Below are 23,925 nucleotides of genomic sequence, written 5' to 3' on the forward strand. Positions count from 1 at the left end.
GCACCGGCGTGGCACGTGAACGGGCGCCGGACGCCCTACGGGACCCGGTCCGTGCGAGGATCGGGGGGTCACCGAAAGACAACGGAAGGCACATCGTGGCTGAGCAGCTCTACGCCACCCTGAAGACCAACCACGGCAACATCGAGGTTCGGCTCTTCCCGAACCAGGCGCCGAAGACGGTCAAGAACTTCGTCGAGCTCGCCAAGGGCGAGCGGGAGTGGACGCACCCCCAGACCGGTGCCAAGTCGACGGACAAGCTCTACGACGGCACGGTTTTCCACCGGGTGATCAGCGGATTCATGATTCAGGGCGGTGACCCGCTGGGCAACGGCACCGGCGGCCCCGGCTACCAGTTCGAGGACGAGTTCCACCCGGACCTCCGCTTCGACAAGCCCTACCTGCTGGCCATGGCCAACGCGGGGCCGGGCACCAACGGCTCGCAGTTCTTCATCACCGTCTCCCCGACGGCGTGGCTGACCCGCAAGCACACCATCTTCGGTGAGGTCACCGACGCGGCCAGCCAGAAGGTCGTGGACACCATCGCCGCCGTGCAGACCAACCCGCGCACGGACCGTCCGCTGAACGACGTGGTCATCGAGTCGGTCGAGATCCGCGAGGGCTGAGCCGCTCGGCCCGGAACCTCAGGCGAGCGAGATCGCCCGCGGGGAACCAATCGCCCCGCTCGTCCGTAAGGATGGGCGGGGCTGGTTTTTTTGACGACCGAGGGGATTCCATGGACGACCAGGCTGCCGGCAGCCCGCGGGACGCCCACAGCGTCCCCTCCTGCTATCGCCACCCGGACCGCGAGACCGGCGTCCGCTGCACCCGATGCGACCGGCCGATCTGTCCCGAGTGCATGGTCGACGCGGCGGTCGGTTTCCAGTGCCCCGAATGCGTCCGCGGGGGGTCGGGCACCGGACACGCCCCGAGCGCGTCGGTGCCGCGGACGATCGCCGGGGGCACGGTCACGGCGGACCCCAGGCTGGTCACCAAGATCCTCATCGGGATCTGCCTGGCAGCCTTCCTGGTCCAGTTGTCGGTCGGGGACACCTTCACCGACCGCTTCGACCTCATCGGCCGGGCCTTCGTGCCCCACCTCGGCACGCTGGAGGGTGTGGCGGAGGGGCAGTACTACCGACTGCTGACCTCGATGTTCCTGCACGGCAGCTACATCCACATCATCTTCAACATGCTGAGCCTGTGGTGGATCGGCGGCCCCCTCGAAGCCGCGCTCGGCAGAGCCCGCTACCTGACCCTCTACCTGGTGTCGGGCCTCGCGGGCAGTGCGCTGAGCTATCTGATCGCCGCGCCGAACCAGCCCTCGCTCGGTGCCTCCGGGGCGGTCTTCGGACTGTTCGGTGCCACCGCCGTGCTGATGCGCCGGCTGAACTACGACATGCGGCCGATCATCGCGCTGCTGGTGATCAACCTGATCATCACCTTCAGCCCCGGGTTCAACATCGCCTGGCAGGCCCACCTCGGCGGCCTCGTCGCCGGTGTCGTGATGGGGTACGCCATGATCCACGCCCCGCGCTCGAAGCGGACGGTGATCCAGTACGGCACCTGTGCGCTGGTACTGGCCGTCGTCGTCGTCATGACCCTCGTGAGAACGTCTCAGCTGATCTGATCGTTCGGGAGGGGCCGCCCGGCCCTGGGCGGGATCCTCCGACGCCGGTCGCGGCGAGGGGCCCGGTGCTCTGCGCCTGCCCTGGACCTGCCCCATGCCGTTCATCAGATCCACAGGTGGGCGTCGGTTACCCGGGCGCCGAGCTGTGGGCCGTCGGTATCACCGGGAAGGTGACGTTGTCCACAGTGGGTGGCGGATCTTGTGCACAGTGTGCGGGAACATCTGTGCCTCCTGTCACCGGGCAGAGTTTCCGCAGGTCAGCGCACGGGTGAACAGGTTTTCGATTGCCGGTGGTTCTGTCACACCGGCGTCAACGTCCGATGGGTTATCCACAGATCGTCGTTCTTTTCCCCACGCTGTGGAAAGGCCTGTGGATAACTCGGTGGATAGCCCTGCCCAGAGCTGCGGAGCGGTCCGGGCAGGGCCCCCTCAGGCGGCGGCGCGTGCTACTTCCACTGGGTGGAGACGCCGAATCCGGCGGCGATGAAGCCGAAGCCCACGACGATGTTGAAGTTGCCCAGGGACTCGATCGGAAGCCTGCTGTCCGTGACGTAGAAGACGACGATCCAGGCCAGACCGATGGCGAACAGGCTCAGCATCACGGGCGCGACCCAGCCGCGGCTGTTCATCTTCAGCGCGGTCGTCTGCTTCGCGGGCGGCGGCGTGTAGTCGGCCTTCTTGCGGATACGTGACTTCGGCACGAGGGTCTCTCCTGTCGATGCGCTGCGTGGCCGCGCAGGGAACTGGGTCGGGCTCAAAGCAGCGTACAAGGGGACTCTGAGGGCTCCCCCGGGCGTCCGTTAGCGTAGTGCTTCCGCGGCGCCGAAGGAGATAAGGGTACGTTGAGCAATTCTGCCTACTCCCCGGGTTCGGAATCCAGTCCTGTCCGCCGACGCCGCTTCCGGCCCGTGCGGACACTCACCGCGGGTGTCTTCGCCCTCGCCGGCCTCATCTTCTTCACGAGCTTCAACACGGCCAAGGGCACCAACATCCGCACCGACGCCTCCCTGCTGAAGCTCTCCGACCTCGTGCACGAGCGCAGCCTCCGGAACGGGCAGCTGGACGACTCCAACGCCGCGCTGCGCAAGGACGTGGAAGCCCTCGCCGAGCGGGACGACGGCAGCACCAAGGCCGATGACGACCGTCTCACCGCCCTGGAGAAGCGGGCAGGCACACAGAAGCTGAAGGGCGAGGCGATCACCGTCACGCTCAACGACGCCCCGCCGGACGCCACCGCCAAGCTCCCCGGATACCCGGAGCCGCAGCCCGACTACCTGGTCATCCACCAGCAGGACCTCCAGGCCGTGGTGAACGCGATGTGGCAGGGCGGCGCCGAGGGCATCCAGGTCATGGACCAGCGGCTGATCTCCACCAGCGCCGTCCGCTGCGTGGGCAACACCCTGATCCTGCAGGGCCGCGTCTACTCACCCCCGTACACGATCACCGCGGTCGGTGACCCGGACAAGCTCCGGGACGCCCTCACCGCTTCCCCGGCGATCCAGAACTACATGGTGTACGTCAACGTCTACGGGCTCGGCTGGAAGGTCGAGGACAAGGGCACGGTGACCCTCCCCGGCTATGCGGGCACGGTGGACCTGCACTACGCGAAGCCCGTGGAGTGAGCGTCGCGTGCGGTGACCTCCTCGCGCGACGTCGGGCAGCGGGTCACCGCCGGGGTGCGTGACCGTCGGAGCGGTTGGCGTGCGGTGCGAGGCGCCCCGGTAGCGCCGGTCGTCCTGTAGCTCGGCTCGTCCTTCTCCACGTGCCGTGGTTTCACGTGAAACAGCCGCGGGTCGAGGGAATGGTCGAGCACCTGGCCGCGAGCACGGCCGCCGCCGGGCCGACTCCGCCGGTCGACTGGGGAGGACCCGGCGGCATGAGGCGGACGCGGGTCCGGCCCGCCGCGCGGGGCCACCTTCTCTGTGGCTAGCCGTCACCGCACCTTGCTGATCCCCACGCACCCGACCCGGGCCCAGCCCAGCCGGGCCCCGCCCGGCCCGACTCAGCTCAGCCCAGCCCCGCCCGGCCCAGCCCGGGCCGGGTGACGTCGCGATGCTCACGGACTCGACGACGGGGTCCCTCCACGGGACTGCGACGCGGGCTCCGCTCGAAAACCGGCTCCGACATCGAGGCAATCGCCCCCGCATCACGTATGTCCGGGTAACAGCAGCCGAGGCGCCGGCCGACAACGGACGACGTGATCACGGAACGGGGGCACGGCTCACACGGCTCACCCTCCGGTCGCCGGGCGCAGTTGGGCGCAGCTCTGCCCTGGAGGCCGGGAAACCGGAGGGGTCGCGCCGTTAGTCTGGTGGCGTACGGCGTGAGTCTGGTGCCGTGGTACGACGGAAGGGACGGCATGTACAGCTGGATCTGGCGACATCTGCCGGGGAACGGGTGGGTGCGCGCACTCATCTCGCTCCTGCTGATCATCGCCGTGGTCTACGTCCTCTTCGAGTACGTCTTCCCCTGGGCCGAGCCGCTGCTGCCCTTCAACGATGTGACGGTGGACAACCAGTGAGCGCGCGCATTCTCGTCGTCGACAACTACGACAGCTTCGTCTTCAACCTGGTCCAGTACCTGTACCAACTGGGCGCCGAGTGCGAGGTCCTGCGCAACGACGAGGTCTCGACCGCGCACGTGCGTGGGGGAGGCTTCGACGGCGTGCTGCTCTCCCCCGGCCCCGGCACCCCCGAGCGGGCCGGTGTCTGCATCGAGATGGTGCGCCACTGCGCCGCGACCGGCGTGCCGGTGTTCGGCGTCTGCCTCGGCATGCAGGCCATGCAGGTGGCCTACGGGGGCGTCGTGAACCGGGCCCCCGAACTGCTGCACGGCAAGACCTCGCCCGTCACGCACGAGGGGAAGGGCGTCTTCGCGGGCCTGCCCTCCCCGTTCACGGCGACCCGGTACCACTCACTGGCCGCGGAGCCGACCACGGTTCCGGCGGAGCTGGAGGTGACCGCGAGGACGCCCGACGGCATCGTCATGGGTCTGCGCCACCGTGAACTGCCGGTCGAGGGTGTGCAGTTCCACCCCGAGTCGGTGCTCACCGAGCACGGCCACCGGATGCTCGCCAACTGGCTGACGGAGTGCGGTGACCCGGACGCGGTGGCGAGGTCGGCGGGGCTCGCCCCCGTCGTGGGCAGGTCCACGGCGTGACCGCGCTGCGCCCCGAGCGCGAATCCGGTGCCGAGTACGGGGAGTCGTTCACCGACGGCTCCTCCTACGGCTCCGGCGGCGGGCAGGGGTCCCCGTACGGGCAGGAGCCGTACGGGGCACACGGCGTGGTCGGGGACGGCGGCTGGTACGGAGACGTCCCGCAGAACGTCAACGGCGGCACGTCCTACGGCGAGGGCACCTACGCCGGGCCCGCCGCCCGGCACCACGGCTCCGCTCCGCCCTACCACGCCTCCGCTCCCCAGCCCGGGGACGCCTACAGCGGGGGCGCCTACCGGGACATGTACGGCGGCGGGGACGGATACCAGGGACAACAAGCCTCCGGCGGTCTCCCCCAGGGCGCGGGCGCGCTCGACCACGGTGCGTACGGCCAGGCCCCGCCCGACGCGACGACGGCCTATGCCCCCGCCCCGGGAGCCCCGCCGTACGGCGGAGCACCTCATGGCGCGGCGCCTCAGGACGCCGCACACCACGACAGGGCGGCCTACGATGCGGCCTCCTACGGCGGTGCCGCCTACGACGGACCGTCCCACGGCGGCTCCTCCTACGACGGACCGTCCTACGACGGGGCGACGGCCTACGGGGGAGCGGCGTTCACCGGTGGTCCGGCCGGTACCCCCGGGTACGGGGAGGCGCCCCGCGGCCGTCCCGCCCACGGTGGTGCGCCGGCCGACGGGCCCGCCGCGGAGACGGCGTACCTGCCGCCGGCCGACGACGAGACGGTCGCCCTGCGCGTCCTCGACCCGCCGGAACCCCGCCCCCGCGAGGAAGCCTCGACGGCTGCGCACCTCGACGGTGAGGAGGTCGGCGGCCGTGCGGCCCGCAGGAAGGCCGCCAGGCGGGGGCAGGGCCGCCGCGGGGGGCCGACCGGGGACGACGAGGCGCCGGACGAGGCATCCCGGGGTTCAGGGGGGCGGCAGGCACCCCTGTCGCGCGTCGAGGCGCGCCGGCGGGCGAAGGCGAGCAGGCCCGGCCCGGCGGTGGTCGCGAGCCGGGCGATCGGCGAGGTGTTCATCACCTTCGGCGTGCTCATGCTGCTGTTCGTCACCTACCAACTGTGGTGGACGAACGTGCAGGCGCAGGCCCAGGCGGGCAAGGAGGTCAGCGACCTCCAGAGCGACTGGGCGAACGGCAAGCGGAGCCCGGGGGCCTTCGAGCCGGGGCAGGGCTTCGCGTTGCTGCACATGCCCAAGCTGGACGTGGTCGTGCCCATCGCCGAGGGCATCAACAGCAAGAAGGTGCTGGACCGGGGCATGGTCGGCCACTACGCCGAGGGTGCCCTGAAGACGGCGATGCCCGAGGACAAGACCGGCAACTTCGGGCTCGCCGGTCACCGGAACACCCACGGGGAGCCCTTCCGGTACATCAACCGGCTGGAGCCCGGCGACCCCATCGTCGTGGAGACGCAGGACACGTACTTCGTCTACGAGATGAAGTCGATCCTGCCGGTGACCTCACCGAGCAACATCAGTGTCCTGGAACCCGTCCCGAAGGGCTCCGGCTTCACCGAACCCGGCCGGTACATCACGCTGACCACCTGCACGCCCGAGTTCACCAGCAAGTACCGCATGATCGTCTGGGGCAAGATGGCCGAGGAACGGCCGCGCAGCAAGGGCAAGCCGGATGCGCTCGTCAACTAGGGGCAGAGGAAACGTGGCAGCGACCACCGACGACACCGAACAGCAGACCGCCGCCGTGTCCCGGTCACGGCAGCGCCCGGCCCGCCGCCGCATGGGCCCCTTCGCGACGGTGGTCAGCGTCTTCGGGGAACTCCTCATCACCACCGGACTGGTGCTCGGCCTGTTCGTCGTCTACTCGCTGTGGTGGACGAACGTCGTCGCCGACCGGGCCGCCGGCGAGCAGGCCGACAAGGTGCGCGACACCTGGGCCCGGGAGTCCGGAGAGGGAGCCGGCGGCCCGGTCTCCTTCGACAGCAAGGCCGGCATCGGCTTCCTGCACGTGCCCGCGATGAGCGACGACGAGATCCTCGTCGAGAAGGGCACGTCGATGAAGGTCCTCAACGACGGCGTGGCCGGCTACTACACCGACCCGGTCAAGGCGACGCTGCCGACGTCCGGCAAGAAGGGCAACTTCTCGCTCGCCGCGCACCGCGACGGTCACGGGGCGAAGTTCCACGGGATCCACCGGATCGGCAAGGGTGACGCGATCGTCTTCGAGACGAAGGACACCTGGTACGTCTACAAGACCTACGCGGTGCTCCCCGAGACCTCGAAGTACAACGTCGAGGTCCTCGCCCCGGTCCCGAAGGAGTCCGGCGCCAAGAAGCCCGGCCACTACATCACCCTGACGACCTGCACCCCCGTGTACACGAGCAAGTACCGCTACGTGGTCTGGGGCGAACTGGTCCGCACCGAGAAGGTCGACGACCGGCGCACGCCGCCGGCGGAACTGCGCTGACGACGCCGCCGCGGCCGGGAGCCTCTCACCGGCCACCGTGACGCATCCCCTCTGCCCGCCGTGCACCGCGGCCCACCTCCGCCACGCCGGACCCCGCCACGCGGCCCTCCGCCGACCACCGTGACGCATCTCCGCCCCCCACCTGGCGGCCACCGCGCAGCGGACCCCCGCAGCGGCCCCCGGGGTGCCCGGAGCCGCCCCGCTGCCCTCCTCCGCAGTGCCCCTTGCCGTCGTCCCCCGGCCGTGCCGCCCTGCCGCCCCCGCCTGCTGCCCCGGGACCCCGAATCCTGCCCTTGCCCCTGCCCCGCCCCGCGCCCCCCGCCACGACCACCTCCGTGTCACGACCCACCCCCGCGCCCCGGCGGACGCCCACCCACGACGGAGCCCCGGCCCCTCCCTGAGGAGGAACCGGGGCTCCGTCACACCGTTCGTGCCGTGGCGGCGCGGCCTCAGTCGTCCCGGGGGCCGCCCGTGAGGCCGCCGAAGATGCCTCCGTTGTTGCCGCCGTTGTTCCCGCCCTGTTGGCCGCCGATGGCGATCAGCACGACCTTGTCGCCCTTCTTGACCTCCTGGCCCTCCTGCGGGTTGCTCCCGACGACCACGGCGTTGTCGTCGTCCGTGCCCTGGACCCGCTCCAGTTGGAGTCCGGCCTGGGCGAGGACCTGCTTGGCCTGGCCGACCGTCATCTGCGTGACGCGCGGCATGGCGAACTTGTCCTCCTCCTGCTTCGCCTTGCCGATGACGATGGAGACCTGGGAGCCCTTGTCGGCGGAGGAGTTGGGCCCCGGCGTGGTCGAGATGACCTTGCCCACCTGGTTGGGGTCGTCGGTCTCCTGCTCGGTGCAGTTGCCCACCAGGTCGTTGGCCGACATCTGGGTCTTCGCCTCGTCGCAGGACTTGCCGAGGACGTCCGGGACGGTCGACTTCTCCTGCTCCTTGGCGACCACCAGGGTGATCGTCGAGCCCTTCTCCACCTCCTTGCCGGAGGTCGGGTCCTGCTCGAGGACGCTGTTCGGCTCCTCCGTGGACACCCGCGACTTGGTCTCGATCTTGAACTGGTAGTCGTCGCCCTCCAGCTTGGAGGTGGCGTCCTCCAGGCTCAGGCCGATCACGCTCGGCACCGCCACCTTCGGCGCGCCGGTCGACACCACCAGTTCGACGGTGGATTCCTTCTCGACCTTGGTGCCCGCCTTCGGGGTCTGGTCGCAGATGTTGCCCTTGCTCTCGCTCTCGCAGGGCTTCGACGTGAAGCTGAGTTTCAGCTCGCCGTTCTCGGCCAGCCGCTCCGCGTTCTTCTTCGTCTCACCTATGAAGTTCGGGACCTCGATGTTGTCGTTGCCCACCCCTCCGTCGCCGCCGAAGGCCAGGCGGCCGATCAGGATGGCGCCGACCAGGACCAGGATGCCCGCCGCGACCAGCAGGATCGTCGAGGTGTTGTTCTTCTTCGGCTGGCGGCGGCGCCCCTGGCGGTCGTCGTAGCCGTAGCCGCCGTCGTCCGCGTTCATGGGCGGCAGCATCGAGGTGGCCGCGGCGCTGCCGGCGTCCTGGCGCAGGGCCGTCGTCGGCTGGTCGTCCGGGTAGCCGCCGTATCCCGCGGAGCCGAGGGCCGCGGCGGCCGCGACCGGCTGGCCGTCCAGGCACGCCTCGATGTCGGCGCGCATCTCGTCGGCCGACTGGTAGCGGTAGTCCGGGTCCTTGACCAGGGCCTTCAGGACGATGGCGTCCATTTCTGGCGTGATCTCGGGGTCGAAGACGCTGGGCGCCTGCGGTTCCTCGCGCACGTGCTGGTAGGCCACGGCGACCGGGGAGTCGCCCACGAACGGCGGGCGGACGGTCAGCAGCTCGTACAGCAGGCAGCCGGTGGAGTAGAGGTCGGAGCGGGCGTCGACCTGTTCGCCTTTGGCCTGTTCCGGGGAGAGGTACTGGGCGGTGCCGATCACGGCGGAGGTCTGGGTCATCGTCATGCCGGAGTCGCCCATGGCGCGGGCGATGCCGAAGTCCATGACCTTGACCTGGCCGTTCCGCGTCAGCATGACGTTGGCCGGCTTGATGTCGCGGTGCACGATGCCCGCGCGGTGCGAGTACTCCAGGGCCTGGAGGATGCCGATCGTCATCTCCAGCGTCCGCTCCGGCAGCAGCTTGCGGCCACTGTGGAGGAGCTCACGCAGGGTGGAACCGTCGACGTACTCCATCACGATGTACGGGATGGAGACCCCGTCGATGTAGTCCTCACCCGTGTCGTAGACCGCGACGATCGCGGGATGGTTGAGCGAGGCGGCCGACTGGGCCTCCCGGCGGAACCGGGCCTGGAAGGACGGGTCGCGCGCGAGGTCCGCGCGCAGCGTCTTCACCGCCACGGTGCGGCCGAGACGGGTGTCATGCGCGAGGTAGACCTCCGCCATGCCACCGCGGCCGAGCACCTGGCCCAGTTCGTACCGGCCGCCGAGGCGACGCGGCTCTTCCATAGCTACCTACCAGCCCTCTCCGTGGGTCCCGACCGGCACGTGGGTGCCGCCGGAGGCTGCGTTCCGGGCCTACCGTACCCGGCTCGTTTTGTGTGACCCGGCCAAGTGCGTCAGCCGATACAGGACCGGTACCGCAACGTGCACCGATGTGAAGCGGACGTGACCGGTGTCACTGCTTGCCCTTGATGACCGCCTCCATCACGTCCTTGGCGATCGGAGCGGCGAGTCCGCCACCGGAGATGTCGCCGCGCACGGCGTCGTCGTCCTCGATCACGACGGCCACCGCGACCGGGGAGCTTCCGTCACCGGTCTTGGCGTAGGAGATGAACCACGCGTAGGGGTTCTTGCTGTTGGCGACACCGTGCTGGGCGGTGCCGGTCTTGCCGCCGACGGTGACGTTCGGGATGCGGGCGTTGCCGCCGGTGCCCTTCTCGACGACGGTCTCCATCATCGACTGGAGGATCTGCGCGTTCTTCGCCGACATGGGCCGGCTCAGCTCCTCCGGCTTGGTCTTCTCGACCGTGTCCAGGCTGGGCGCCTGCAGCGCGTCGACCATGTAGGGCTGCATCATCGAGCCGTTGTTGGCGATGGCCGCGGTGACCATGGCCATCTGCAGCGGGGTGGTCGCGGTGTTGAACTGGCCGATGGAGGACAGCGCCACCTGCGAGGGCTCCATGTCGTCGGAGAAGACGGAGGCGTTGGCGCGGACCGGGGTGAACTGCTCCTCGTTGAAGCCGAACTTCTCGGCCGTCTCCAGCATCTTGTCGTTGCCGAGGTCGGCGCCGATCTTGCCGAAGACCGTGTTGCAGGAGACCCGGAGGGCCTCGCGCAGGCTGGCGTCCTTGCAGGGCAGGTTGCCGTCGTTCTTCAGCTCGGTGCGGGTGCCGGTCATGACCCACGGCAGGGGCGTGTCCGTCTTGGAGTCGGCATCCGTGTACAGGCCGTGCTCCAGGGCCGCGGCCGCGGTGACGACCTTGAAGGTCGATCCGGGCGGGTAGACCTCGCGCAGCGCCCGGTTGAGCATCGGGTCGTCGGGGTTGTTCTTCTTCTGCAGCTTCTGCCAGGCCTCGGTGTCCGTCGTGGTGGAGTTGCCGGCGAAGGACGACGGGTCGTAGGACGGGTAGGAGGCGAGGGCGAGGATCTTGCCGGTGGACGGCTCGATGGCGGCGACGGCGCCCTTGCCGCCCTGCCGCTTCAGCCCCTCGTAGGCGGCCTTCTGCGCGGCGGAGTTGAGCGTGGTGACGACGTTGCCGCCCTGCTTCTTCTTGCCGGTCAGCATGTCGAGGGTGTTGCGGAAGAACAGCTGGTCGGCGTTGCCGGTGAGGATCTCGTCCTCGATGCTCTCCAGCTGGGTCGCGCCGAAGGCCTGCGAGGCGTAGCCGGTGACCGGCGCCCACATCGGGCCGTTCTTGTAGGTGCGCTTGTACTCGAAGTCGCTGCCCGAGGTCTGCTTCGACCCGGTGATCGGATCGCCGTCGACGATGATGTTGCCGCGCGGCTGCGCGTACCGCTCGATGGCGATGCGGCGGTTCTTCTCGTTCTTCTGCAGGGCGTCCGCCTGCACGTACTGGAGCCAGTTGTCACGGATCATCAGGGCGAGCATGAGGAGCCCACAGAAGATCGCGATGCGGCGCAGGGGCTTGTTCACGGTCGGACCACCTGGGTCATCTCGGCGTCTGGGTTGGTGGCGGGCGCGGGCGCCGGGCGTCGGGCGGTGTCACTGATGCGCAGCAGGATGCCGATCAGCGCCCAGTTGGCGATGACGGAGGAACCGCCGTAGGCGAGGAACGGCATGGTCATACCGGTCAGCGGGATGAGGCCCATGACACCGCCGGCGACCACGAAGACCTGGAGGGCGAAGGCGCCGGACAGGCCGATCGCGAACAGCTTGCCGAACGGGTCGCGCGCGGCCAGCGAGGTCCGCACGCCGCGCTCGATGATCAGCGCGTACAGCAGCAGCATCGCCATGACGCCGGCCAGGCCCAGCTCCTCGCCGAAGGTGGCGAAGATGAAGTCGGAGTTGGCGGCGAAGCCGATCAGGTCGGAGTTGCCCTGGCCGAGCCCGGTGCCCATGACACCGCCCGACCCGAACGACATGATCGACTGGCCGATCTGTTCGCAGGCGCCGGAGGTCGCGTAGCAGCCGAACGGGTCCAGCCACGCGTCGACGCGCTGCTGCACGTGACCGGCGAACGAGGCCACGCCCACGGCGCCCGCGGCGGACATCAGCAGACCGATGACGATCCAGCTGGTCCGCTCGGTGGCGACGTACAGCATGACGATGAACAGCCCGAAGAACAGCAGGGAGGTGCCGAGGTCGTTCTCGAAGACGAGGACGAGGAGGCTGACCGCCCAGATGGTGATGATCGGACCGAGGTCACGGCCGCGCGGCAGGTACAGGCCCATGAACCGGCGGCTGGCGAGGGCCAGGGCGTCCCGCTTCACCATGAGGTAGCCGGAGAAGAAGATCGCGATGACGATCTTCGCGAACTCGCCGGGCTGGATGGAGAAGCCGGCGACCCGGATCCAGATCTTGGCGCCGAACACGTCGGCGCCGAGGCCCGGCACCAGCGGCAGGAGCAGCAGGACCAGGGCGGCCACCATCGAGATGTAGGTGTACCGCTGCAGGATGCGGTGGTCCTTGAGGAAGATGAGCACGGCGACGAACAGGGCGACGCCGATGGCCGAGTACAGCAGCTGGTTCGGGGCGGACGGGCTGAACGCGCCGTAGGCCCGCTCGGCCAGCTGCTGCAGCCGCTCGGACTGGTCCAGCCGCCAGATGGCGACCAGGCCCAGGCCGTTCAGCAGGGTCGCCAGCGGCAGCAGCAGGGGGTCGGCGTACGCGGCGAACTTGCGCACCACGAGGTGGCCGACGCCCGCCAGCAGCCCGAGCCCCAGCCCGTAGGCGAGCAGCCCGGAGGGCACGGAGCCGTCGATGGCGAGGCCCACGTTGGCGTAGGCGAAGACCGGGATGACGACGGCGAACACCAGCAGGGCCAGCTCGGTGTTGCGCCGGCTCGGGGCGCCGATCGCGCCGATCGTGGACGTGTGCTGCGCCGACGGGTTGGTAGTACTGCTCATCGTGTGACAGGGCCTCTCACGGCTTGCCTACTGCTTACCGCACAGCGAGACGACCTTCTGCTCTTCCTCCGAGAGGCTGGGGCCGGGGCTGGGAGTAGGTGCGGTCGTGGACGGGGGCGTGGACTTCTCCGGTGCCTTCGTCGACCCCGAGGGGTCGGGCGTCGGCGTGACCTTGGACGGGAAGGAGGCGGGAGTGGTTCCCGTGGTGCCTCCGGCCTCGCCCTCGCCGGTCTTCGCGTTCTTCTCGCTCTCGGCGGCGCGCCGCTCGGCCGCCTTCCTGCAGGCGGAGGCCTGCACCGACAGCTCCTCGATCTTCGCCCGGGCGTCCGCCAGGTCGTTCTCGGGGATCGTGCCCTCGACCAGCTTCTGCTGGTAGGGCGGCAGGTACTTGAGTTCGATCTCGGGGTGGTCCTGCTGGACCTTCGAGAGCGACACCCACGCCAGGTCCTGGCTGATGCCCCGGTACAGCGCCACGTGGTCCTCGTTGGTGCCGACGTAGTACTGCGTCTGCGTCCAGCGCCAGCCGCCGTACAGGCCGCCGCCGACGACGGCGAGGGCGAGCAGGCCGAAGAAGGACCGCTTGAGCCACTTGCGGCCCTTGCGCGGCTTGGTGAAGTCGTCGTCGCCGTAGCCGAAGCCGTCGGTGGGGATGAAGCCGGTCACGTCGCCGCTGCCGGGCGGGCCGAACTCACCGCCGCCCTGCGAGCGCCGGCGGCCCAGCCCGGAGGCGCGGCCGGCCGGGGTCTGCATGATGCCGTTGTCGTGCAGCTGGCTCTGGTTCTCGGCGACGGCGCCCACCACGACCGGGGTGTCGGACAGCTGCCCGGCCAGGGTGTCCCCGGTGTCGAGGTCGAGGACGTCGGCGACGATCACCGTGATGTTGTCGGGGCCGCCGCCGCGCAGGGCCAGCTCGATCAGGTTCTGGACGGTCTCCTCGGGGCCCTGGTAGCTGGCCAGGGCGTCCTCGAGGGTCTGGTGGGAGACCACGCCGGACAGGCCGTCGGAGCAGATCAGGTACCGGTCGCCGGCCCGCACCTCGCGGATCGACAGGTCGGGTTCGACGTGCTCGCCGCTGCCCAGGGCCCGCATCAGCAGGGACCGCTGCGGGTGGGTGGTCGCCTCCTCCTCGGTGATCCGGCCCTCGTCGACCAGGCGCTGCACCCAGGTGTGGTCCTGGGTGATCTGGGTGAGGACGCCGTCGCGCAGCAGGTAGGCGCGGGAGTCGCCGACGTGCACCATGCCGAGCCGCTGGCCGGTCCACAGCAGGGCGGTCAGGGTGGTGCCCATGCCCTCCAGCTGCGGGTCCTCCTCGACCATCATGCGCAGCTGGTCGTTGGCCCGCTGCACGGCCGTGCCGAGCGAGGTGAGCAGGTCGGAGCCGGGGACGTCGTCGTCGAGCGCGACGATGGTGGAGATCGCCTCGGAGGAGGCGACCTCGCCGGCCGCGGCGCCGCCCATGCCGTCGGCGATGGCGAGCAGGCGCGGACCGGCGTAACCGGAGTCCTCGTTGCCCTCCCGGATCATCCCCTTGTGCGATCCGGCGGCGAAGCGCAGGGAAAGGCTCATGCGCACCTCGCCAGTCGGCTCCGGGTACAGCCGGTCGTGTCGAGCCACACTGCCCACCCTCCGGTCGGGAGCGCGCCGCGGCCCTGGGTGGGGGCCGACGACGCGTGCTCGCTCCGCTCGCGCTCATTCATTGGTGTAGCACTACTTCCGCAGCTCGATGACGGTCTTGCCGATGCGGATCGGCGCGCCCAGCGAAATCGGCGTGGGAGTCGTCAGCCGGTTCCGGTCCAGGTAGGTGCCGTTCGTGGAGCCGAGGTCCTCGACGATCCACTGGCCGTCGCGGTCCGGGTAGATCCTGGCATGACGGCTGGAGGCGTAGTCGTCGTCCAGCACGATGGTGCTGTCGTGCGCGCGGCCCAGGGTGATGGTCTGCCCCTGCAGCGCGACGGTGGTGCCGGTGAGGGTGCCCTCGGTCACCACCAGCTTGGTGGGGGCGTTCCGACCGCCTCCCCGGCGACCGCCGCCGGACTGCTGGCGCTGTTGCGGCGGCGCCTGCCGGCCGGCCTGCTGCGCGCGCCCGGCCTCCCGCCGTGCCCCGCGCTGGGTGACCCGCGTACCGAACAGGTCGCTCCGGATGACCTGCACGGCCACGATCACGAACAGCCACAGTACGGCCAGGAACCCCAGCCGCATGACCGTGAGGGTCAGCTCTGACATTGCCCCCGCTTCACCCTTCGGCTTGCCTATAGATAACGGTGGTGCTGCCCACGACGATCCGCGAGCCGTCGCGGAGCGTAGCGCGGGTGGTGTGCTGCCCGTCCACCACGATGCCGTTGGTGGAGCCGAGATCCTGGATCGTCGAGGGCGTTCCGGTCCGGATCTCGCAGTGCCGGCGGGATACGCCGGGGTCGTCGATCCGCACGTCGGCCTCGGTGCTGCGGCCCAGGACGAGGGTGGCGCGGGAGATCTGGTGGCGGGTGCCGTTGATCTCGATCCAGTAGCGGGTGCGTCCGGCGGACGCGGGTGCGGCGGGGGGCCGCTGGCCGCCCGCGGGCTGCGGGTAGCCGTAGCCGCCGCCCGGTCCGCCGGGCGGCGGAGCGGCGGGCATGGGCGGGGCGCCCGCGGCCGGCGGGTAGCCGTAGCCGCCGGGGCGTCCGGCCGGGGCCGGCCCGGCGCCGGGGGCACCGGGGGCCTGGCTGGCGGAGGAGGCGAGGGTGCGGCTGCGCACCCGGTACAGGCCGGTGTCGAGGTCGTCGGCCTTCTCCAGGTGGACCTTGATCGGGCCCATGAAGGTGTAGCGCTGCTGCTTGGCGTAGTCGCGCACCATGCCGGCCAGCTCGTCGCCGAGCTGGCCCGAGTACGGGCTGAGCCGCTCGAAGTCGGGGGTGCTCAGTTCGACGATGAAGTCGTTGGGGACGACGGTCCGGTCCCGGTTCCAGATGGTGGCGTTGTTGTCGCACTCCCGCTGGAGCGCTCCCGCGATCTCCACGGGCTGCACCTCGGACTTGAACACCTTGGCGAAGGTGCCGTTGACCAGACCTTCGAGACGCTGCTCGAACTTCTTCAGGACTCCCATGGGGCACCTCCTCCGTCGCTGCCGTCCTGTGTACTGCCCCGTGCACCGTGCCGTGCACTGCTTACCTGGTACTGCTTACTGATCGTATCCACGCGCCGCCCGATCGGCTGGTTCCCCCTGGTACCCCCCGTCGACGGGTGTCGACGCCTGACGACGTTCCCCCCGGGACACCCCTTCGAACTCCTCCAGCCCTGCTGTCGCCCTCGTGCGCGCCGTTTCTGCATGGATCGTAGAGGGGGCCGAAGACCAGTGTCCCGCACCGGGCTGTGGACTCCGCCCGGCTCCTGGGCAGACGAGGAGGACCGGTACGAGGTTGATACGTGAAGCAGTCGCCGGTCCTCGGGGTCGTGGCCGGTCCGTGGCCGGGGTCCGGCCGGTGCGCGACCGGTGTGCGGCCGGTGTGCGGCCGGTGGGCAGGGACGTCCGGCGGGCGGCGCGGAGCGGACGGGTGCCTTCCGGGGATCCCGTGAGGGGGGTCCTGGACGCGGTGGCGCTGCTGACCGGTCGCGTCGGTACGCGGTGGCGCTGCTCAGCGGGGATCGGCGCCGGGGCAGCGAAAAGGGATGTGAATCCACCCCGGCCAGCGTGCTAATGTTCTCGTGTCGGAAGGCGCCGCACCCCCTACGGGAGGGCGGAGGGCCGGAAGGCAACACCCAATGCGCGGGTGGCGGAATAGGCAGACGCGCTGGATTCAGGTTCCAGTGCCCGCAAGGGCGTGGGGGTTCAACTCCCCCCTCGCGCACCACGAGAAACCGTTGAGACGGGTCTCGGCCGGAGATGGAAGTCCCGGCCGGGGCCCGTTTCGCGTTGCCGGGACGGTCCGGGGGCGGGGGCCGAGGACGGCGGTCCACGTGAGCAATGTCACGGGCGGACGGGGCCCGCTGGCAGGGCGGACGCGCCCCGCGGTATCTCGCCCCGTGCGGGTCGACGTCCCTTCCGCGGACGGCGGGCCGTCGTCGGCGTGGTGGGGGCGGCGGGCCGTCGTCGGGGCGACCGGTCCGGGACCGGCTAGCCTCCCGGAATGGCTATCGACCTGAGTGATCCCGGCCCGGAGTTCCTCGCGTTCTGGCAGGAGCGGCACTTCCCCACCCTCACCACCATCCGGCCCGACGGCAGCCCGCACGTCGTCCCCGTCGGGGTGACGTACGACCCGGAGCACCGGCTCGCCCGGATCATCACCCGGCGCACGAGCAGGAAGGCGGCCCATGTGGCGGCGGCCGGGCCCGGTGGGGCCCGGGTCGCGGTGTGCCAGGTGGACGCGGGGCGCTGGTCGACGCTGGAAGGCGTGGCCCGGGTGCGCACCGAGCCGGAGGTGGTCGCCGACGCGGTCGCGCGCTACGCCGAGCGGTACGACCGCATGCCGGCTCCCAACCCGGAGCGCGTCGCCATCGAGATCAGCGTGGAGCGGGCGATGGGGCGGGCCTGACGCCGGGGCGTGCCCGCATGGGCGGGGCGGGCCTGACGCCGGGGCGTGCCCTGGACGCCGGGCAGGGGTGACGCCTGGCGTGCCCTACGGCCGTGGTGCTCGGTGCCCTCGGCCTCCGGTCGCGCCGATCGACTCCGCGGAGCGGCGGCTGTGCTCTGCGGCTCTGCTGATCGGGGCTGTACCGACCGGTGGCCCCGCTGTCCCGCTCTCCCGCTGTTCGGTGGTGCCTGAGAGACCGGTGTGACCGAGGGGACGGCGGGCGAGGGCGCTCCGGCGAGGCCCGGCCGGGGGCGGGGCCGCCGGCGGCTCCGGGTGCTGTCGGAGCGGTGCCCGGGACGGGGACCCGGTGGTGAGTTCCGGGCGGGGTGGGCCCCGGCCCACCCCGGAAGGGCCGGGGTGCGACCGGGCGTCAGCGGGCCTCGGCCGCGCGGACCGTGCCGTTCCCGGTGGCCCCCGGTCAGAACCAGCCGCGTTCGCGGGCCAGCAGCGCGGCCTGGAAGCGGTTGGTGGCGTGCAGGCGGGTCATCAGGCTGGCCACGTGCTTGCGGTACGTCCGCACGGAGATGCCCAGGTCGCGGGCTCCGCTCTCGTCCTTGTCGGCGCTGTAGAGGGTCTTGAGGATCCGGCGTTCGATCTCGGTGGGCGGTTCGTCGTCGGGGGTGGGCAGTTCCTGGGCCATGGCCCACATCCGGTCGAAGAGGGTGACCAGGGTGGCCACCAGGCCCGGTTCGCGCGTGAGCAGGGCCCCCTTGGCGGTGTCCGAGGGGTCGAGCGGGGTGAGGGCCGCCGAGCGGTCGCAGATGATCATGCGTTCCAGCGGGGCGTGGGAGATGCGTATCTCCGCGCCCTTGGCGGCGAGTTCGCGCAGATAGGACAGGGTGTCGAGGTCGTCCAGGGCGGGCGCGGCCATCAAGGTGCGCATGCGCACGCCCCGGCGCAGGATGCGCAGGTCGATCGGGCGGGAGAAGTCCGCCGACTCGGGGCTGATGATGCCCGTCGGGTTGGTGGTGAGGCTCTCGGTGCGGGCGAAGAAGGTGAGTTCGTCGATGACGGCCCGGACGGCTTCGAGGCCCTCGATCTGCTGGACGGTCGGGGCCTCCTCCGGCGGGCGCGGGGCCGGGGCGGTCTCCCGTTCCCGCTGGAGGGACTCCACGATGCCGTTGCCGCGCGCGGTCTGTTCCAGCTCGGCCTGCAGGGCGTCCAGCCGGTGGTCGATCAGGTGCTCCACGGCCCGGGCCGGGGCCACGGGGCGCAGGGCACCGGTGTGGGTGCGGGTGGCCAGGCCGAGGGCGAGGAGCCGGTCGGCCGTCTCCGTGTGGGTCTCGGCGGCGACCTCGTCCGGTTCGTCACCGACGCCCTGGCGCAGGAGCCGGCGGTAGAGCGCTTCCTCATCTCTGGCGACGCCCAAGAAGTCCAGACGTGGTTGCGCCACGAATTCCCCCCTGTGTGCACGAACTGTGCCGATCTTTCCTCAAGAAATACCCCGGGTAGCACCGGCGGCGCCATGCGTCGAACGCCGCTGATCCGGCCCCGGGGGCGGTTCGTGCAGCAAACGGCACGCGGAGGACGCAGCAAGTTGCACGCGAACCCCCTCGTTCGAGGGGTGGCCGAACGGCAGAGTTGTTCTCGCCAGGAGGAAACACCGCAAGGGAACGAACCACTCGATACTGGGGGAGATCGTGAAGCGCTCTGTTGCCGGAACCAGGAACGGTCTTGTTCGCGTCGGCGCCCGTGCCGCCGCCACCCTGCTGGCCGGGGGACTGCTGACGCTGGCGGGCCAGGGGATCGCCCAGGCCGCCGAGAACGGACCCGCCTCCGGGGCGACCGCGCAGGCCCCGGCCGGCTCCGCCGGCCTCCGGGTGGAGGCCGTGGGGGTGGCGGCCGGCCTGGCAGGGACCGTGGTCGACGGCCTGCTGAACCATGACTGGGGTGTGCCGCCGGTGAAGGACCTGCCGGGCAACCACGACTGGGGCGTGCCGCAGCCGACCGTCCCGGACAACCACGACTGGGGCGTCCCGCCCGTCGCGCCCAACCCCGGTCGCTGACCGGCCGGCACACCGGCCGGGTGCTCCCGCCGTAGAGCCCCGCCCATCGGGCGTCGGCGCGCACGGCCCGCGGTCCTGAGTGATCGCACGCGGCCTCGGCGCCGGGCCGACAGCACCTCCGGTACTGCCGGGCCGACAGCACCTCCGGCACCCGACACGGTCGGCCGTCAGCCGGCCCGGACGCCGCCCCCGGCCCTGTGCCGGCAAGCACCGGCGAGGCCCGCATCCCGCTCGGCCCGCACTCGGCTCCGCCCGTACTCCGCTCCGCTCGTACGTCCCGTCCGTTCGCCCCGCCGTCGTGCCCGCGCACCGCGCGACGGCCGGCCGCCCCGTGCCTCACGAGAGAGATATGTGTCGTCATGACGGATTATTCGGTTCTGATCCCGTTCGTGCCGCGTCGGCTTGAACAGACGCTGCCGTTCGCGGGCCTGGTGAACTGGACGCCCGCCGTGCGCCTGTGGCAGGGGCAGTCGATGATCCTCGAGCCGCACCAGACCTTCGTGGGGGCCGCCGGCGCGGGATTCCGCGTCCCGGTGGGATTCGGGGTCACGCTGATGCCGCTGCGGCACCCCTTCGAGGCCGCCAACCAGGCCCGTTCGGTCGCCCTGGCCACCGGCCACCCGGTGATCGCGGGGTTCGGGCCCGGTGCGCCGGCCTTCCAGCAGAACCTGCTGGGGGCGCCGTACGACAAGCCCCTGGCCGTCGCCCGCCGGTACCTGACGGCCGTGCGCGGACTGCTCGACGGCGAGGTGGTGGAGACGGACGGCCCGGCCGTCACGTTCCGGGGACAGCTGGCGCCGGCCGCCGCGCCCCGGGTGGACGTGGGGCTGGGGGTCCTGAGGCCGGGCATGGCCCGGCTGGCCGGCGAGATCGCCGACGCGGTGATCACCTGGCTGACGCCGCCGTCCTACCTGCGTGAGGTCATCGTGCCCGCGGTCGAGGAGGGCATGGCGCGGGCCGGCCGCACCGAGCGGCCCCGCATCGTGGCCATGGTGCCCGTCGGCCTGGAACGCGAGGGCACCGCGCCCGAACGGCTCGCCCTGGCCTCGAACTTCGCCCACTTCCAGGCTCCGCACTACCTGGACATGCTCGGGCGGGCCGGGGTCGACACCGGGGGCGGGGACGTGCACGCCGTCGCCCGGGGAGCCGTCGACGTGGGCGCCGTCGTGACCGGTGATCCGGACACCGTCGTCAAACGGCTCGACGAGTACCGCCAGGCCGGTGTGGACGAGATCGTCCTCAACACCACCGGCGTCCACAAGATGTTCGGCGCCCAGGAGGCGATCGGCGACCTGACGGAGATCCTCCGCGGCGCCGTCTAGGGCCGCTCCTGCGGGCCCCGCCGGACGCCGGGCCCGTCGCCGGCCGCGTCCGGCCCTGCCACCAGGCACGAGCCATCAGCCACCAGTCACCAGCCCTCAGGCAACGAAGGACCAGACCGTCATGGACACACAGACGCGCAGACGCGCGAAGGAGCACATCATGTCCTGGGGTTCGGGCGGCCGACGGCCGGCCGGCGCCCCGGGGGACGCACCCGCCACCGTCGTCCTGGCCGACGCCCGCCACCTCGACGCGGTGCGCGCCAGTGGACTGGCCGGCCCCGGCACCCTCGTCTTCACGCCGGGATCCGGGGAGCCCCGGGACGGCGTGGTGCCGTACGGCGGCTCGCTGAGCGAGCCCGGTGAGGACTTCGCCCTCGGCGAGGACTTCTTCCTCCAGACCCAGGACTACGCCTCCAGCGCCTTCATGTCGGTGCTCGGTCCGACCGTCCTGCGGATCTTCGGCCCCGCGGACTTCTCCGCCTTCCTCGCCGACGCCGACCGGGCGTTCACCGAAGGCGTCTTCCCCGAGTACCTGATCACGCCGGCCGTCCTGCTCGCCGACACCGCCGCCCTCGGCGGGGCGCCGGACGCCGACGGGCCCGCCCTGCGGCTGTACGTCGACGCCGGGGGACGGATCTCCCTGTCGCCCACCGGTTCGCCGCTGGGCACGGTCGGCGACGACCTGACGACCCTGCTGACCCGCTACGAGCACACCAACGCGGCCAGCGAGGCTCCCTGCGCGGTGAGTCTGGCCGCCGCGGTGCCGGAGGAGGCGCGGACCGCGGCACTCCAGGTGCGCCCCTTCCTCGGCCGCTACCTCACCGCCGTCAAGGCCCTGCGGGCGATGACCGCCCAGGACATCGGCGGGCTGAGCGTCTCCGGGTTCGGCCACCGGCTCACCGAGGGCCTCGCGGCCTCCGGCGCCGAGGACGACCTGCTGGACCCGGCGCTCCCGCTGGTCCTGTGGAACACCGACCAGGCGTATGTCGTGGCCGGCGGGCGGGTGTTCGCCGTCGACCGCTCCTTCGCGGGCGCCGTGGAATGCCTGCTCGCCGCCGGCCCCGCCGCCTCCTCCTTCGTCCCCGACCACGTCCTCGACCGGGTCCGCGCGTTCTTCGCCGAGCGCGGCCTCGCCCTGGACACCCGTACCCCGGCAGGTGCCCGATGACCGCCTTCACCCTGACCCGCCCGCCCGGCCTCGGCGGCGCCCGGATCGCCGGACTCGGCGACCGCGCCCGGCTCTGCGGCCTCTACGACGACCGTGGCGCTCCCCTCTACGACGACCTCGCCGCCGCCGACGGCTTCGAGATCCGGGACATCGTCGGCGCCGTGCGCGCCGCCGGTGACGGCCCGGTGCTCGATCTGGCCGCGGGCGCGGGCCGGTTCACCCTCCCGCTGCTGGCCACCGGGCGCGAGGTCACCGCGCTGGACCTGTCCGAGGACATGCTCCGGCTGCTGCGGGCCCGGCTGGCCCGCGCCCCCCGGGCGGTGCGCGAGCGGTGCACGGTGGTCCGGGGCGACATGGCCGACTTCGACCTGCGCCGGGAGTTCGCCCACATCGTCCTCGGCACCACCTCCCTCTCGCTGCTCGACGTCACGGGCCGGGCCGGCCTCTACCGGTCGGTGGCCGCGCACCTGGCGCCCGGCGGACAATTCCTGCTCTCGGTCATGGAGCGCGCCGACGACGAGGTGCCGACCGAGGTGCACGCCCGGGTCACCGGTGCGAGCGGCACGGTCTACGACCTCTACGAGTACTGGCCGGCCGGTTCCGACCACCGCTACGTCACCATCGCCCCGTCCGAGCCCGCCGACGGCCCGGTCACGGTGTGCGTGGACGAGGTCGGCACGATGAGCATCGCCGCCATCGAGGACGAACTGGCCGCGGCGGGCCTCACCGTCGCCGGGCGCCGGCCCTTGAGCGGGCCCGGCGACCGGCACCGGGTGTCGCTGCTGAAGGCGGTGGCCGCCCGATGAGCACCCACGCCCTGTGGCCCTACCTGATCGCCCCGAGCACCCACGGCAACGACAGCCAGTGCGCGGTGAGCGCCCGCGGGCACCGCATCACTTTCGCCGACGGCAGCGAGGTCCTCGACGCCGACAGCGGCCTGTGGAACGTCAACCTCGGCTACGGCAACGAAGCCATCGCCGCCGCGGTGGCCAAGGCCGCCGCCAACGGGTCCTACCTGCACTCCTTCCGGTTCGAGAACACCTACGCCCGCAAGGCCGCCGACGACCTGCTGACGGTGTGCGGCACCGAGCACTACGCCCGGGTGCTGTTCTCCTCCGGCGGCGGTGTGGCCAACGACGCCGCGATGAAGCTGGTGCGCCACTACCACGCGCTGCGCGGCCGGCCCGAGCGGAACCTCGTGGTCGCCCTGAGGGGCAGCTTCCACGGGCTGACCTTCGGCGGCTTCGCCCTCACCGGTGAGGACCTGGGGCAGCGCGCCTACGGCGTCGACCAGCGCCTCATCCGGCACATCACGCCCAACGACATCGACGAGCTGCGCACCCTCATCGCCCGCAGCGGCCGGCAGATCGCGGCCGTGGTGGTGGAACCGGTGCTCGGCACCGGGACCGTGCCGCTGACCGACGCCTACCTGGCGGAGCTGGTGCGGCTGCGTGACGAGAGCGGATACCTCCTGGTCGCCGACGAGGTCGCCACCGGCTTCGGACGCACCGGCACCTTCTTCGCCTCGCAGACCTGGCCGGGCCAGCCGGACGTGCTGCTGTCCTCCAAGGGGCTGACCAACGGCACCGTTCCCGCCTCGGCCGTCGTCTTCTCGCACGAGATCGCCGACGCCTTCACCGGCCACGACGCGATCCTCACCCACGCCGAGACCCAGGGCGGCAGTTCCGTGCCCTGCGCGGCCATCAGCGCGGCCGTCGCGGAGATGCACCGCCTGGACGCGGTCGTCGCCGGCCGCCGGGTGGCCGCACGGCTGGACGCCGCCCTCGACGACCTGGTCGAACGGCATCCGCTGGTCACCGGTGCGACCGGACGGGGCTGCTTCCGCACCCTGCAGGTCGGGGGGCCCGGCGGGCACCGCCTGTCACCCCCCGGAGTCGCCCACCTGGTGGGCGCGGTCCGCAGGGCCGGAGCCATCGTCCACCCCGGGCCCGCGGGCATCCAGCTCGTGCCCTCCCTGACGTACAGCGATGCCGAGGTCGACGAACTCATGACCTGCGTCGAGGCAGGACTCGACGCCCTGCTGCCCACCGCGCGGCCCGCCGGCCGCCGCTGAACCCGCCACCCCGCACGCCCACACCGCCCGCCCCGCCCGA

21 protein-coding genes and 1 tRNA gene are annotated in these 23,925 nt (G+C 71.4%); 14 read left to right on the plus strand and 8 right to left on the minus strand.

What is annotated here, in order from left to right; all coding sequences use genetic code 11:
• The first annotated feature begins 95 nt into the window (after window positions 1–95).
• Both AC02VZ_RS10975 and AC02VZ_RS10980 read left to right on the plus strand, forming a co-directional pair.
• Window positions 96–623 (plus strand): peptidylprolyl isomerase, encoded by a 528-nt coding sequence (locus tag AC02VZ_RS10975; protein ID WP_432058179.1) that lies wholly within the window; start codon window positions 96–98, stop codon window positions 621–623.
• Window positions 624–733: 110 nt separating this feature from the next.
• Window positions 734–1,627 (plus strand): rhomboid family intramembrane serine protease, encoded by an 894-nt coding sequence (locus tag AC02VZ_RS10980; RefSeq protein WP_432058180.1) that lies wholly within the window; start codon window positions 734–736, stop codon window positions 1,625–1,627.
• 446 nt (window positions 1,628–2,073) lie between these two features.
• Here AC02VZ_RS10980 and crgA read toward each other — a convergent pair whose 3' ends face one another.
• Window positions 2,074–2,328 carry a cell division protein CrgA gene (crgA, locus tag AC02VZ_RS10985; RefSeq protein ID WP_362094059.1) on the minus strand — a complete coding sequence of 85 codons (255 nt, stop codon included), beginning with the start codon at window positions 2,326–2,328 and terminating at the stop codon, window positions 2,074–2,076.
• Window positions 2,329–2,469: 141 nt separating this feature from the next.
• Between crgA and AC02VZ_RS10990 the strand changes: the two genes are divergently transcribed.
• The 5 genes from AC02VZ_RS10990 (at window position 2,470) to AC02VZ_RS11010 (ending at window position 7,222) form a co-directional block, all read left to right on the plus strand.
• Window positions 2,470–3,249, plus strand: a complete 780-nt coding sequence (locus AC02VZ_RS10990; protein WP_476475245.1) for a DUF881 domain-containing protein — start codon at window positions 2,470–2,472, stop codon at window positions 3,247–3,249.
• Between the two features lie 701 nt (window positions 3,250–3,950).
• Window positions 3,951–4,148, plus strand: coding sequence for a hypothetical protein (locus AC02VZ_RS10995; RefSeq protein WP_362094065.1), 198 nt, complete (start codon window positions 3,951–3,953; stop codon window positions 4,146–4,148).
• Window positions 4,145–4,786 carry an aminodeoxychorismate/anthranilate synthase component II gene (locus AC02VZ_RS11000; protein WP_476475246.1) on the plus strand — a complete coding sequence of 214 codons (642 nt, stop codon included), beginning with the start codon at window positions 4,145–4,147 and terminating at the stop codon, window positions 4,784–4,786. The genes AC02VZ_RS10995 and AC02VZ_RS11000 overlap by 4 nt, the downstream gene beginning before the upstream one ends.
• Window positions 4,787–5,085: 299 nt before the next feature.
• On the plus strand, window positions 5,086–6,444 hold the full coding sequence (locus tag AC02VZ_RS11005) for a class E sortase (RefSeq protein WP_476475299.1): 1,359 nt from the start codon (window positions 5,086–5,088) through the stop codon (window positions 6,442–6,444).
• A 13-nt stretch (window positions 6,445–6,457) separates the two neighbouring features.
• The gene (locus AC02VZ_RS11010) at window positions 6,458–7,222 is read left to right on the plus strand and encodes a class E sortase (RefSeq protein WP_432058183.1); all 765 of its coding nucleotides are present in this window, start codon (window positions 6,458–6,460) and stop codon (window positions 7,220–7,222) included.
• Between the two features lie 449 nt (window positions 7,223–7,671).
• On the opposite strand, the gene pknB is transcribed toward AC02VZ_RS11010, so the two are convergent.
• The 6 genes from pknB to AC02VZ_RS11040 all read right to left on the minus strand — a co-directional run bounded on the left by pknB (window position 7,672) and on the right by AC02VZ_RS11040 (window position 15,850).
• Window positions 7,672–9,687 (minus strand): Stk1 family PASTA domain-containing Ser/Thr kinase, encoded by a 2,016-nt coding sequence (gene pknB, locus AC02VZ_RS11015; protein WP_432058184.1) that lies wholly within the window; start codon window positions 9,685–9,687, stop codon window positions 7,672–7,674.
• A gap of 169 nt (window positions 9,688–9,856) precedes the next feature.
• On the minus strand, window positions 9,857–11,335 hold the full coding sequence (locus AC02VZ_RS11020; protein ID WP_476475247.1) for a peptidoglycan D,D-transpeptidase FtsI family protein: 1,479 nt from the start codon (window positions 11,333–11,335) through the stop codon (window positions 9,857–9,859).
• Entirely contained in the window at window positions 11,332–12,768 is a 1,437-nt protein-coding gene (locus AC02VZ_RS11025) for an FtsW/RodA/SpoVE family cell cycle protein (protein ID WP_432058186.1), read from the minus strand. Before AC02VZ_RS11025 ends, AC02VZ_RS11020 begins: the two co-directional genes overlap by 4 nt.
• Window positions 12,769–12,795: 27 nt before the next feature.
• Window positions 12,796–14,334, minus strand: coding sequence for a Stp1/IreP family PP2C-type Ser/Thr phosphatase (locus AC02VZ_RS11030; RefSeq protein ID WP_362094081.1), 1,539 nt, complete (start codon window positions 14,332–14,334; stop codon window positions 12,796–12,798).
• A gap of 141 nt (window positions 14,335–14,475) precedes the next feature.
• The gene (locus AC02VZ_RS11035; RefSeq protein WP_192233207.1) at window positions 14,476–14,991 is read right to left on the minus strand and encodes an FHA domain-containing protein FhaB/FipA; all 516 of its coding nucleotides are present in this window, start codon (window positions 14,989–14,991) and stop codon (window positions 14,476–14,478) included.
• Window positions 14,992–15,001: 10 nt separating this feature from the next.
• On the minus strand, window positions 15,002–15,850 hold the full coding sequence (locus AC02VZ_RS11040) for an FhaA domain-containing protein (protein ID WP_476475248.1): 849 nt from the start codon (window positions 15,848–15,850) through the stop codon (window positions 15,002–15,004).
• Window positions 15,851–16,508: 658 nt separating this feature from the next.
• Between AC02VZ_RS11040 and AC02VZ_RS11045 the strand changes: the two genes are divergently transcribed.
• Both AC02VZ_RS11045 and AC02VZ_RS11050 read left to right on the plus strand, forming a co-directional pair.
• Window positions 16,509–16,595: transfer RNA gene (locus AC02VZ_RS11045), tRNA-Leu, on the plus strand.
• Window positions 16,596–16,871: 276 nt separating this feature from the next.
• Window positions 16,872–17,276: a pyridoxamine 5'-phosphate oxidase family protein gene (locus tag AC02VZ_RS11050; RefSeq protein ID WP_432058199.1), complete on the plus strand. Its 405-nt coding sequence runs from the start codon at window positions 16,872–16,874 to the stop codon at window positions 17,274–17,276.
• Window positions 17,277–17,733: 457 nt separating this feature from the next.
• Here AC02VZ_RS11050 and AC02VZ_RS11055 read toward each other — a convergent pair whose 3' ends face one another.
• Window positions 17,734–18,708, minus strand: coding sequence for a TrmB family transcriptional regulator (locus AC02VZ_RS11055; RefSeq protein WP_432058200.1), 975 nt, complete (start codon window positions 18,706–18,708; stop codon window positions 17,734–17,736).
• A gap of 247 nt (window positions 18,709–18,955) precedes the next feature.
• Between AC02VZ_RS11055 and AC02VZ_RS11060 the strand changes: the two genes are divergently transcribed.
• From AC02VZ_RS11060 to mpaD, 5 genes are all read left to right on the plus strand, one after another.
• On the plus strand, window positions 18,956–19,321 hold the full coding sequence (locus AC02VZ_RS11060) for a hypothetical protein (protein WP_476475249.1): 366 nt from the start codon (window positions 18,956–18,958) through the stop codon (window positions 19,319–19,321).
• A gap of 359 nt (window positions 19,322–19,680) precedes the next feature.
• Entirely contained in the window at window positions 19,681–20,643 is a 963-nt protein-coding gene (locus AC02VZ_RS11065) for an LLM class flavin-dependent oxidoreductase (protein ID WP_476475250.1), read from the plus strand.
• Between the two features lie 121 nt (window positions 20,644–20,764).
• Window positions 20,765–21,811, plus strand: a complete 1,047-nt coding sequence (gene mpaB / locus AC02VZ_RS11070; RefSeq protein ID WP_432058203.1) for a daptide biosynthesis RiPP recognition protein — start codon at window positions 20,765–20,767, stop codon at window positions 21,809–21,811.
• A complete protein-coding gene (mpaM, locus tag AC02VZ_RS11075) occupies window positions 21,808–22,617 on the plus strand; it encodes a daptide-type RiPP biosynthesis methyltransferase (protein WP_476475251.1) in 810 nt (269 codons plus the stop codon). Before mpaB ends, mpaM begins: the two co-directional genes overlap by 4 nt.
• Window positions 22,614–23,885 carry a daptide-type RiPP biosynthesis aminotransferase gene (gene mpaD, locus AC02VZ_RS11080; RefSeq protein ID WP_432058205.1) on the plus strand — a complete coding sequence of 424 codons (1,272 nt, stop codon included), beginning with the start codon at window positions 22,614–22,616 and terminating at the stop codon, window positions 23,883–23,885. Before mpaM ends, mpaD begins: the two co-directional genes overlap by 4 nt.
• The last annotated feature ends 40 nt before the right edge of the window (window positions 23,886–23,925 follow it).

Source organism: Streptomyces sp. 3-6, assembly GCF_056323165.1.